Origin of the sequence: Paraburkholderia sp. HP33-1, assembly GCF_021390595.1 — a bacterium.
In the GTDB taxonomy this organism is placed as follows: domain Bacteria; phylum Pseudomonadota; class Gammaproteobacteria; order Burkholderiales; family Burkholderiaceae; genus Paraburkholderia.
Genome location: NZ_JAJEJR010000003.1, coordinates 325,805 through 337,574 on the forward strand (window position 1 = coordinate 325,805; position 11,770 = coordinate 337,574).

The 11,770-nt window shown below is 60.7% G+C and carries 10 protein-coding genes; 6 read left to right on the forward strand and 4 right to left on the reverse strand.

Features of this window, described 5'->3' with window-relative positions:
• Positions 1-952: 952 nt before the first annotated feature.
• On the reverse strand, positions 953-1,927 hold the full coding sequence (locus L0U81_RS28490) for a ParB/RepB/Spo0J family partition protein (RefSeq protein ID WP_233810031.1): 975 nt from the start codon (positions 1,925-1,927) through the stop codon (positions 953-955).
• Complete coding sequence (locus L0U81_RS28495) at positions 1,924-3,135, reverse strand: ParA family protein (protein ID WP_233808524.1); 1,212 nt, start codon at positions 3,133-3,135, stop codon at positions 1,924-1,926. Before L0U81_RS28495 ends, L0U81_RS28490 begins: the two co-directional genes overlap by 4 nt.
• Positions 3,136-4,188: 1,053 nt before the next feature.
• Between L0U81_RS28495 and L0U81_RS28500 the strand changes: the two genes are divergently transcribed.
• Positions 4,189-5,592, forward strand: coding sequence for a replication initiation protein (locus L0U81_RS28500; protein ID WP_233808526.1), 1,404 nt, complete (start codon positions 4,189-4,191; stop codon positions 5,590-5,592).
• Between the two features lie 105 nt (positions 5,593-5,697).
• Here L0U81_RS28500 and L0U81_RS28505 read toward each other — a convergent pair whose 3' ends face one another.
• Positions 5,698-7,194, reverse strand: coding sequence for a GntP family permease (locus L0U81_RS28505; protein ID WP_233808528.1), 1,497 nt, complete (start codon positions 7,192-7,194; stop codon positions 5,698-5,700).
• Between the two features lie 2 nt (positions 7,195-7,196).
• Positions 7,197-8,240 carry a patatin-like phospholipase family protein gene (locus L0U81_RS28510; RefSeq protein WP_233808529.1) on the reverse strand — a complete coding sequence of 348 codons (1,044 nt, stop codon included), beginning with the start codon at positions 8,238-8,240 and terminating at the stop codon, positions 7,197-7,199.
• 214 nt (positions 8,241-8,454) lie between these two features.
• Here L0U81_RS28510 and L0U81_RS28515 point away from each other — a divergent pair, with 214 nt between their 5' ends.
• From L0U81_RS28515 to L0U81_RS28530, 5 genes are all read left to right on the forward strand, one after another.
• A complete protein-coding gene (locus L0U81_RS28515; protein ID WP_233808531.1) occupies positions 8,455-8,721 on the forward strand; it encodes a hypothetical protein in 267 nt (88 codons plus the stop codon).
• A gap of 114 nt (positions 8,722-8,835) precedes the next feature.
• Positions 8,836-9,207 carry a GFA family protein gene (locus L0U81_RS28520; protein ID WP_233808533.1) on the forward strand — a complete coding sequence of 124 codons (372 nt, stop codon included), beginning with the start codon at positions 8,836-8,838 and terminating at the stop codon, positions 9,205-9,207.
• Positions 9,204-9,326 (forward strand): hypothetical protein, encoded by a 123-nt coding sequence (locus L0U81_RS33605; protein WP_267957329.1) that lies wholly within the window; start codon positions 9,204-9,206, stop codon positions 9,324-9,326. The genes L0U81_RS28520 and L0U81_RS33605 overlap by 4 nt, the downstream gene beginning before the upstream one ends.
• A gap of 7 nt (positions 9,327-9,333) precedes the next feature.
• Positions 9,334-10,074 carry a response regulator gene (locus L0U81_RS28525; protein ID WP_233808536.1) on the forward strand — a complete coding sequence of 247 codons (741 nt, stop codon included), beginning with the start codon at positions 9,334-9,336 and terminating at the stop codon, positions 10,072-10,074.
• The gene (locus tag L0U81_RS28530; RefSeq protein WP_233808538.1) at positions 10,071-11,414 is read left to right on the forward strand and encodes an ATP-binding protein; all 1,344 of its coding nucleotides are present in this window, start codon (positions 10,071-10,073) and stop codon (positions 11,412-11,414) included. The genes L0U81_RS28525 and L0U81_RS28530 overlap by 4 nt, the downstream gene beginning before the upstream one ends.
• The last annotated feature ends 356 nt before the right edge of the window (positions 11,415-11,770 follow it).

Below are 11,770 nucleotides of genomic sequence, written 5' to 3' on the forward strand. Positions count from 1 at the left end.
GCGTCGATTGATGGGCGATCTCGATGCCTGGTTGAGCATCCTCTTGCGCGCTGGGCAACCGTCAGCACCGCGCGCCAGTGCGCCGTCCGCCGAGAACTGGCGCATCTTGTCCGGTTGCAAGGCGCAAGCCAGATTCACAGCGCTACCGAGAAAAGTCCCTTTGCTCGGCCATCGATCCGAATTTCATCGCTGGCCAATCTGCACGGAGTGTTCCGCAAAAAGGGCCTCTGACATTGCGGTGGATAAGCGGTTGGCGTGGCCCTGCGCATATCGGTTGCCTCGCGTAGCACAGAACGATCGCGCATCGGCGCGATGCTTTATACGATTTGTGTCAGGGTTACTGCGTCAGGCAATGCCATCGTCAACGCGGCGCTTTATGGAAAACCACGGCCATTGCATGACTCGCAATTTGACTGGCGTCCCCGCCAATCGATGGAGCTCCGGTCTTGAGCAGCGAAGCATCGGAATGGCAGCGAATGGCCGCGGAAGCCTGCTTGATACAGTTGTCGTTCAAAGACGAGAAGGCCGCGCGCGCCCTGCCATCCCATCACTCATTCGACGATTGAATTTCGTGGGTGATTGTCGTCGTAACGCCCCCGTCATTGGTGCAACAAATTCCCGCGAAGGGCCGCCTCAGCAATTCCACGCGATTGATCGCTTTGCCGGTGCTGGTAGGCTCGCCCACCGCTGGCCAGTAGGCGCTCGCTGCATTCACTCCCCACTAGTCGAATCTCCCCGTACATCGAGCTGGATGTCAGGAACGCTCGTTCGCACCGGAGCGGCGCTCTTGCACTAGCTGCCACGTAAGGCGGAAGAGTGTCTAGAGTCTAGACACTCGGATGGTGCCAAGGGAGTGTCTAGACTCTAGACACTCTGCTCGCCGCCTATCCTCGCTGCCCAATAAAAAAGCCCGCATCAAGCGGGCTTCTCTACACTACAAACCAACCACAAATCAGTTCGTCTTCGGCTGCGACTGGAACATCTGGCCAATCAACTGTCGTATCTGAATTTCTTGCGCCTCGGTAATCACCCCGGTTTTGATCTTGATCGTGAAGTTACTGATGTCCTTCGTGATGCTCCCCGCGTGCTCCCGTCCAGCGAAAAACTTCTCGATACTGCGGCCGCTGGTACCAGTCGACGTCGTCTGTCGCGTCGCAAGCGCGGTAATCGCCGCAGCAATCTTGCCCTGATCCATTTCGCCTCTGACCAACAGCGGCCAGATCTCTCGAGCCGCCTTAACGCCATCCTCGCCATGCTTCTTTATAGCAGCCGCAATTGCTTGCGCCGCAGTTCCGCCCAGTAGTCGCGGCTGGATATCGAGATCGTTCTTGATGAAGTCCGGCAGATTTTCGAACGAGAGGAACTGGTACAGACCAGCGCGCGACAATCCCATCGCTTCCGCGAGCCGCTTGCGATTCGGGAATTCTGTTTCCGATCGACGGATCGCAACACCGATCTCATAGTCGGCAAGGTCGTCGCGGCTGATGTTTTCGACCATCGCCAGAACAGCCATGTCCGAATCGGAGCAATCCGCGACTACCGCCTTGATCGTGTCGAGATCCAACATCTTGTGCGCACGCCAGCGCCGTTCGCCGGCAACGATCTGATAGTCGTCCGCTACGCGCCGAACCACGATCGGCTGCATCAGCCCAACTTCGCGAATCGACTCGGCGAGCTCTGCCAGCTTCGCCTCGTTGAACACGCGGCGCGGCTGCCAGGGATTCGGCAAAATACCGGCAACCGACAGTTGCGACGCGACGCCGGTCGATTCCAATTCCTGCACGCGAAGTTGCGCAACGGCAAGCGCGCCGGCCAGGCCAGGCGCCGTTTGCGTTCGGTTGCTGCGCTTCACCTCGTCCTCGTTGATCGACGAAGTTTTGCGAATGCCGGACGTCTTGGCCAGCAACTGTTCTCGCATATTGCTCATTGCGCGTTCCTCCATTTTTCCGAATAGATCTCATCGATCCAGCGACAATAATCGACGAGAGGCTGCCGCACGCGTTGCAGCGACTTAGCCGCGCTGTGGTTGCTGCTAATGTCGAAGACGGTCGAGAACGCCAACGCCCCGGTGCTCATCACCGAACTCGCCGGTACCTCAATGGAATGCAGCCAGTTTTCGTACGCGCTTTGCGCCCACGCGCGCACGATCGGCGCAGACGAGTTCCGCCCGTAATCGACCCGCGACAGCACGAGCGACACGAAGTCGTATTTCTTGTCCTTCTCAAATTTAATGAAACTTTTGGACACGTCCGAAAAGAGTCGCCAGAAAGATAACGAGCTGATGAAGTCCAGGTTTTCCGGCACCATCGGCATCACCATCGAATCCGCGGCCATCAGCGCGTTCAGATTGAGATACGACAGCGACGGCGACGTATCCATCAAAATGTAGTCGTACTTCTTGCGCAGCGGCTCGAGCCCTTGACGAAGCACAGTCCAAAAGCGGAAACCCGGCCGCATCTTTTGCATGGCCGGCAGATGGAACTCGGCGCCGATCAGTTCCGTGTGCGCGGGGATCACGTCGATGCCATCCCAGTACGTCGACTGAACCCGTCCCTCCAGGCCACCTTCGATGTCCTGGTCGTACACGTACGGCAACACCGTGTCTTCGGGCGTCACGTCTTTCTCCGCGTACAGGCCGCACAGTTCGGAAAGAGACGCCTGCGGATCGAGATCGACCACCAATACTTTGCGTCCCCGCAGCGACAACCCTTGGGCAAGGCACATCGTCGTCGTTGTCTTGGCAGATCCGCCTTTGAGCTGAGCCGTGATAATGATCTTGCCGTCCGGCTCCTTCAGGCGTGTGACCAGTGGAGTCTGGTAGATGTCCGAAATCTTCTGCACCCAGATCCGCGCTTCCTCCAGCGTGAAGGTCCGGGTTCGGCCCGTGCCGGCCGCAGTACCTGACGGCAGTTCTCCATCGCCTTTTGTCGCGAGATACTGAACCTGCGAGTGGGAGATGTTGCACATCTCGGCAATCTCGCCAGTCTTGAAAACGGGAGCCGTTTTTCGAGGGCGCGGGGCCAGGATCGTGTCGCGCAGCTCATTAGTGAAAATGGTGACTTTTTCTGCGAACTGGCTGATCTGCTCAAAGTGAACGGTTCGGTCCACGGCAGGAAGTTGGCTCGTTCTGACCATTCTGAGGTTTTTCCATAAAATTCCGGAAACCTCAGAATACAGGAAATACTTGAAAATAGCTTTTTAAATTACTGTTTTTATGCAGATTTTTTTCAAATTTCTGCATTTTCGCATCGTGTCGCCCACCGAATCGCACTCAAAACTGAACTAGCCTCGAAAATTTGAAGTGCGTGAAGGCACAAATGACCTCACCTTCCCCTGCGATCCCCTCAATGAGACCTTCGTGCTTGCTTAAAATCAAGGCGCGTGGTGAGGTCATTTGTGCACTTTCTCATTTTCAACGCGTCCGACGCAGCGGTTCACAGCACAACCAACCTCACCTTGATCGCAATTTCGCCGTGTCCAGCCCGGGATGTGCCCGACTCATAGCAGCAATGCACAATCAACCTCACCTACCAAAACGTCAAAGCGCCCGGAAAGATCGTTTCGCCGCAAGCATGACGCCAGCATTTGAGACCCCGATCACGTTAGAGGCACAACCAACCTCACCACAGGCCGAAAAACGCCTCACGCGCGAGTTCACGATTGCACAATCAACCTCACCATGCTGCGCCGCGACATTTCTAGCGGCATTTGTTTGCCCCGCTAGGTTGGTACGTTTCTTTAAAACGAGAGCAAACCAACAAACCTACACACAGACTCGATTTTCAATCCATTCAATCAGTTAAGGTCCAAAAGGTGAGGTGCGTTGTGTCAAGGGTGAGGTTCGGTGTGCGCAGAGGTGCGGTTGATTGTGCAGCAAGGTGAGATCAATTCCTCACCAAGGTGTGGTTCGCTGTGCTTGACTGAAGCCCCCAACCCAAAAGGTGAGGTGGGTTGTGCGTGAGCGACGTAACACGAGCGAAAGGGCCGTCGCATAAGGCCTTGTTGCACGACGCGCATCCTTGAAGGTGAGGTTCATTGTGAACATGGTGAGGTTCTGTGTGCGAAAACGCGGAGTGCAAGCCGAACAGGCGCCTTCGCAGCGGCCGTTCCGATGGTGAGGTTCTGTGTGTTGACAGCTCACCAGCGCGTGCTTACAGTCCCGTGAGCGAAAAAAAGTGGACGAAGAACATGGCCGCGGACCATCCGGAAGAGGGCAAGTCGAAAGCAACGTCACGACAGATGGCGCTCGCGCTGTTCGAGGACATGTTCGATCAGGGGTTGCGCATCAACGAAGCCAATCGCGAGATCGGTTATCAGCGCAACGACTTCTTCACTGAAATCGTCAACATGGGGCTGCCGGCACGGCGCTTTCTCGATGCCGCCTACTTTATCGTCGCGCAGGAGCCCGAGCAGCGCGACCAGTACGACGTCGAGCTCAACTATTTCAAGTGGTTGATGCGTTACGACAGCCGCAACCTGAAGCACCTGCGCACGATCGCCGACGAAGCGCAGAACGCGAAAGTCCGCGTGACGAACACACCGGCCGATCGCGATCCCAGCGAAGACGATCTGTGGGTGCAGGTTCAGTTGATCGGCATGGTCGGCTTTCATCGCGGACGCATGCGGTTCGACGTCCATCCGCGACTTGTGCCGCACATCCGCGATCCGCAGAAATCTCACTGGCTGAGCTTGCGCATTTCCACCGCGTTCACGCGAAGTCTTGCCCGCGCGGTCTACGACAAGGTTTTACCCAGCGTTCCAGCGGGACGCACCGACTGGATCCAGCTCGAGGAAATGCGCAACTGGCCCGGCAAAATGGGCGCGAACGCGGCCATCTTCAAGTACTTCAAGCGCGATTGGCTCGAGCCGGCCGTGCGCGAGATCAACGATGTATCGGACATCGATCTGTCCTACGAGACCCGCACCGCATCGACGACGTCGAAGAAAATCGACCGCATCCGTTTTCTGCTCAAACGCAAGGACACAGCCGACGCGGTGCTCGCGAGCCTCGCGGATGCGAGCCATTTGTACAAGATTCTCACCGACGAGTTCGGTCTGTCGACCAAGCAGTTCAGCGAGATATCGGAAAACCGTGATCTCTGGACCGACGAGCGTATCCAGCAGGCCGTCGAATACACGCGCTTCAGAATCAAGCGCGGACAGGTCAAGAAGAGCCCCGCGGGCTATCTGATGCGCGCGCTACGCGACAACTGGAAGATCTCGGACGCCGAACGCACGATGGTCGACGTACAGGCCAAGCTGCTCGCCGACGACGCGCAGGAACAGGCGGTCAAGACCGAAACGAGAAAGACCGTTGAGCACAGCATCGCTACGCGCGAAGAAGAAGTGCGCGCGCGTATGAACGACGATTCGCGCAAGGGCCGCGACCATTTCAACGCCGCCGATGCGAAGACGCGCAAGGAACTGATGCATGCGTGGACGACGTCGCGCGAAGGCAAGCTGATGCTGCGTCGGATGAAGCTCGAACCGTCGACAGTCACCGAAGATGCGATCTTCGCGAATACCGAGCTGGTCTGGTATCTGGGGCAGTTCGTGTTTGGCCGCATGAGTGCGGCGCGCGCGTCGGCGTGAAGTCAGGCGGAAATCAGCCCAAACCCAGCCGGCCAGCAAAAAGAAAGGGGTCTTGCACTGACGAACAGCAACGTCAGCGCAAGACCCCTTGATACTTCAGAACGCTCAGAACGACCCAAGCAGCGAGCCCAGCACGATCACCACCACCAGCGCGAGCAGCGCACCAAGAATCCCAACGATCACGATGTCGCGATAGGCTTCCCGGTGCGTCGAACCGCACACGGCGAGAAGCGTCACGACCGCGCCGTTATGCGGCAAGCTGTCGAGTGTGCCGGAGGAAATCACGGCGACCCGATGCAGCAACGCCGGGTCGATGCCGTATTGGCCGGCCAGCTGCAGATAAGTGCTGCCGAGCGCGTCGAGCGCGATGGTGAGACCGCCGGAAGCCGAGCCGGTCAACGCCGCGAGCAGATTGGTTGCGACCGCGAGCGATACGAGCGGACCACCGCCGATGGCGAGCACCCATTCGCGGACGAGCGCGAACGCGGGCAGCGCGGCGATCACCGCACCATAGCCGACCAGACTGCCGACGCTTAGCACCGGCAGCACCGATGCATTCGCGCCCGCACCAATGGTCTCGCGCAGCGCCCGCAGGCGGCGCCGATTGAGCAGCACGAGCACGACGATCGCGACGGTGAGCGCCACGCTCACGCCCCACACACCACCGACGGCCGCAAGCGAGGTCTCGCCCCAACGCACCTCGGCCAGATAGTCGGCGTCGATGCGCGGCAGCACGATGACGTTCATCACGAAGTTCGTCAGCACGACGAGCACGAGCGGCGCGACCGCGATGCCAAACGACGGCAGAGCCTCGCTGACCTGCCCGCGCTTCGCCTCCTCCGGATCGAAACTCTGCGATACGCTCGCGCGTTCACGCACGAGGTTGTCGCTGGCCGGCGGCCTGGTGGATTTCGCCGCCGTGCTGAAGCCGTCGAACCCTTCATTGCTTGCCTTCGCGCGCGATTGCTGCAGGGACAGCCACCAGAGCCCAAAGGCGACCATCACGATACTTGCGATGATGCCGAGCCCCGGCGCGGCAAACGGCGTCGTGCCGAAAAACGGCATCGGGATCGCGTTCTGGATCGCCGGCGTACCCGGTAGCGCGGACATCGTGAACGTCGAGGTGCCGAGAGCAATCGCGGCCGGCATCAGACGGCGCGGAATATTGGCGGCCTCGAAGAGGGCAATGGCCATCGGCGCCAGCACGAAGAACGCAACGAAGAGGCTGACGCCGCCGTAGGTGACGAGCGCGCCACCGATCACGACAGCGAGAATCGCCCGATGCGCGCCGAGCTTCTCCGTCATGTAACTGGCGATTGCCTTCACGGAGCCGCTGTCTTCCATCAGCTTGCCGAACAGCGCGCCGAGCAGGAACAACGGAAAGAACTGCGCGAGAAAACGCGCAGCGCTGAGCATGAAGGTTTGGGTCCAATGCGCGAGAATCGGTTCGCCCGAAATCGCGGCGGCCAGCATGGCGGCTAATGGCGCGAGCAGCAGCACGGTCCAGCCGCGATACGCGAGGCCGATCAGCAGCGCGAGACTCACGAGCATGCCAAAGAGGCCGAGACCGATCGCGAGCGGTGACAGGGTGATGACGTCCATGGTCAGACTCCGTCGAGCAACGCGTCAAGATCCAGCGAGGAGCGCACGCCGATCGAATCGCCGTGCTCGGTCAGGAACGCTTCCGCGGCACGCCGGCCTTCGTCTCGCAGCATCGTCAGAAAGCTCCACTCGGCGTTCAGCTTCGACGAGTAGCCGAGCTCGGTCATCACTTCGCTCGAGATCCGATGGATGCGCATCGCTGCCCAATGGCGGCCTTCGTCGCTGCCGGCGTCCGCCGCGCGGCGCAGCAGCGCCATCATGCGCAGCTCCTTGAGCAGCGGCGCGTTGAAGGCGACCTCGTTCAAGCGGCTGATGATGTCGCGCGCGGTGCGCGGCGTTTCATTGCGCTCGACGGGATTGACCTGGATCAGCAGCGTGTCGCTCGACGTGCATTCGCGTACCAGCGGCGTCATCGTCGGATTGCCGGCGTAGCCGCCGTCCCAGTAGTCTTCGCCGTCGATCTGCACGGCCTGGAACAGCGTGGGCAGGCAGCCGGAGGCGAGCAGCACGTCCGGCGTCAGGTCGCCATTGCGAAACACGCGCGCGCGGCCCGTGCGCACCCGCGTCGCGGTGATGAACAGCTTGATCGGCGCATCGCGCAGATGCGCGAAGTCGATCGAGTCCTGCAGGATCTTCGCCAGCGGATGCACGCCGCGCGGATTCAGGTCGTAGGGCGAAAACAGGCGCGCCGCGAGGTCCATCGCGATGAACAGCGGCGAGTAGTCGAGCGTCCAGCGGCCCATGACCACGTCGAACGGGCTGCGGCGAAACGGGCTGAACACCGACGCTTCGAACACGCGTCGCCAGAACGCTTCGAGCGCGGCTCGCGCGCCGGCCGCGCCATCGGCCTGATAGCCGCTCACCAGCACCGCCGCGTTCATCGCGCCGGCCGACGTGCCCGATATGCCTTCGATCTGCAGCCACGACTCTTCGAGCAAACGGTCGAGGACGCCCCATGTAAAGGCACCGTGCGAGCCGCCGCCTTGCAACGCGAGGTCGATGCGGGCGGGTTCGCGGTGCGCAGGTTGGTTTTGCGTTGCAGCCAAGACGACTCCTGTAGTGAGGAGTGCTCCATTTCGCGAGCCGACGCCGCATGCACGGCGGACGAATGAACTGCTGGCCAATGCTTTGAACTACCGAGTGACATGCAGTGCGTTTCAAAAGCGAAACATCGCAGTGCACCATGGGTATTGGAGGTGGCTAGTGATTAAAAGTCAAGGATATTCAACGCGATTCACAGACCATCCGGGCAATAGATCAGTGGCCGTCATTGCCCACTTGCTGACCCGTCTGGCAGTGCTGGCCAATCCTGCGGATTATGGACAGCCGGTTGGTCATGCCGAGGTCAAAAACAGTGTGCAGGGAATCCGGCGCGCCGCGCAGCTTACCTGTTCATCGACAAGCGGAGTATCTTTGCAAGGGGAGTACGGCAATGCGGCGGCAATGAAGCGACATGCATTATTCGTTTGCGCGTGCCGCTCAAAAGTTAATCCGCGCGTTTATCGCCGCGGTTTCGCCTTGCGCTAATCGACGCGACTTGTTGCAAAGTAATGTATCGACTCGGCGTCCAGATACATTACGACACAATTCGACTGATGAACCAGGCTATAAAGCAGGCATCGTCAAATCACGGAGAGCACCATGAGCGCCGAGTCGCTGCAAGGATCCTGTCACTGCGGGGCCGTCAAGTTCGAAGTACGTACAGAAATCGTTCCGGCCGGCCGTTGCAACTGCAGCCTGTGCCGCCGCAAGGGCGCGCTAATGACGCCGCTCTTTCCCGCCAGCCAGCTGAAGATTCTGAGTGGTGAGGACTCGCTCACGCTGTACCAGTTCAACACGAAGGTCGCGAAGCACTACTTCTGCAAGCATTGCGGCATTTATCCGTTTCATCAGACGCGCAAGGATCCGCAGCAATGGCGCGTCAATATCGGCTGCCTGGAAGGGGTCGATCCGTATGCGCTCGAAGCCGGCGTGGCCGACGGCGCGAGTCTTTCCGTGCTGGAGGACGCATGAAACGCTTCTTTGCCATCGCATTGTTCGTCGCGGGCGGCTTCGCGACCGAGCTCGCGCATCCGTTGCAGTGTTCATTCATCCAGGCGAGCGGCGTGCAACTCAAGCGCCGCAACAGATAATCCGTCGATGGAAACCAGCGACCACGTACTGATCGTCGACGACGATCGCGGCATCCGCGAACTGCTCGCCGGATACCTTGAGAAAAATGGCGTTCGCGTCTCCCTCGCGGCCAATGGGCGCCAGATGCGCGCCGCGCTCGAGAACGGCGCGCCCGACCTGATCGTGCTCGACCTGATGCTGCCGGGCGAAGACGGTCTCGTGCTGTGTCGTGAGTTGCGCGCTGGCAAGTTCCGCACGGTGCCTATCCTGATGCTGACGGCACGCAACGAGGAAGCGGACCGGATCGTCGGCCTCGAGATGGGTGCCGACGACTACCTGACCAAACCGTTCGCGGCGCGCGAACTGCTCGCGCGTATTCGCTCGGTATTGCGCCGCGCGCGCATGCTGCCGCCCGGGATGCAGGTGACCGAATCGGCGCCGATGCTGTGCTTCGGCGACTGGCGGCTCGACACGACCGCGCGCCATCTGCTCGACGCGGACGGCACGATGGTCGCGTTGAGCGGCGCCGAGTATCGTCTGTTGCGCGTGTTCCTCGATCACCCGCAGCGCGTGCTCACGCGCGATCAGCTGTTGAATCTCACGCAAGGCCGTCAGGCCGACCCGTTCGATCGCTCGATCGATCTGATGGTGAGCCGCCTGCGTCAACGCCTGCGGGACGGCGCGCGCGAACCGCGCTACATCAAGACGCTGCGCAGCGAGGGTTATGTGTTTTCGGCGACGGTGACCGCGAGCGGGGATCCGCAATGAATGCGCCGTCATCACCGTCCTTGCTGCGCTGGCCGCATTGGCCGCGCACGCTGTTCGCGCGGCTTGCGGTGATCCTGTTCGTCGGGCTCGCGCTCGCGCAGTCGCTGTCGGTCTGGCTCACGATGACCGAGCGCGATCAGACGATGACCAACATCATGATGGGCTACATCGAGCGCGAGGTGGCGAGCTCGGTCGCGCTGCTCGATCATCTGCCGCCCGACGAGCGCGCGCAGTGGCTGCCGCGGCTCGCGCGCCGCAGCTACGAGTTTGTGCTCGGTCCCGGTGTGCCTGGCGCCCCGGTCGACGCGAGCCTGTCGGCGCGCGTCGCGCAATCGATCGGCGACGGGATCGGCACGCGTTATCCGTTGACCGTCAACGCGGTGCCCGGCGATCGCGAGCGTCTGCAGGTGCACCTGAAACTGAGCGACGGCACGCCGCTCACCATCGACCTGCGGCCGATGCCCGGCGCACCGTTGTCGCGCTGGCTGCCGCTCGTACTGACGTTGCAGTTGCTCGTGCTCGCCGCCTGCTGCTGGCTCGCGGTGCGGCTCGCGACGCGCCCGCTCAATCAGCTCGCCGTCGCAGCCGACACGCTTGGCCCTGACCTGAAGGCCGAGCGGTTGCCCGAAGTCGGTCCGTCCGAAGTGGCGCGCGCCGCGCGCGCGTTCAACGCGATGCAGGACCGGATTGCCACGTATATGACCGAGCGCATGCAGATTCTCGCGGCGATTTCGCACGATCTGCAGACGCCGATTACGCGCATGCGCCTGCGCGTCGACACGATGGACAACGAGACCGAGGCCCCGAAGCTGCGCCAGGATCTGCAGGAAATGGAAGCGCTGGTCAAGGAAGGGGTGACTTATGCACGCACGATGCAGGGCACGACTGAGGTGCCGCGCCGCATCGATCCCGATGCGCTGTTCGACAGCCTCGTGTGCGATTACGTCGACGCCGGGCAAAGCGTGTCCTTGCAGGGCCACTTCGGCCAGTCGCTGACGCTACGTCCGCAGGCATTGCGGCGCATCGTCGGCAATCTGGTCGATAACGCGTTGAAGTTCGGCGGCGCCGCGCAGATCGATATCGGCACGTTGCACGATGGCGAAGCTACCGTGTCGGTGCTCGATCGCGGTCCCGGCATTCCGGCCGAGTCGCTGGAGACGGTGTTCGAGCCGTTCGTTCGACTTGAAGGGTCGCGCAACCGTCAAACGGGCGGAACGGGGCTGGGGCTGGCGATCGCGCGGCAACTCGCGCTCGCGATGGACGCGACGCTCACGCTGCACAACCGCGTCGGCGGCGGACTGGAAGCGCGGCTCACGTTGAGGAAGTTGCGCGAGTCATAGATGGCCGTCCCGCGTTGCGGCACACGGCATCAGGTTAGTACTGTTGACGACATTCCTGAACGGCCATCGGTTCGGCCCGCCTCAGCGATTCCCCATCATTTGAGAAACCGCATTGATGATGCGGCACGTCGCCTCATTGTTAAATCATCCATAACGAATGCGACTTATCGACGTGAGCGATTCAGAAGTATGCATCGCGTGTCATATGACACACGCGGTACCGCGAATTGTTAATCCACGCATTCAATGAAATTCGGCGCTGCAGCATTGATCATCGATTCGATCGAATAGCACGCCGCAGACCATTATCGGGTCTCGCGGTCAATTGACAAACGTCAACGGACAGACCATTCTTT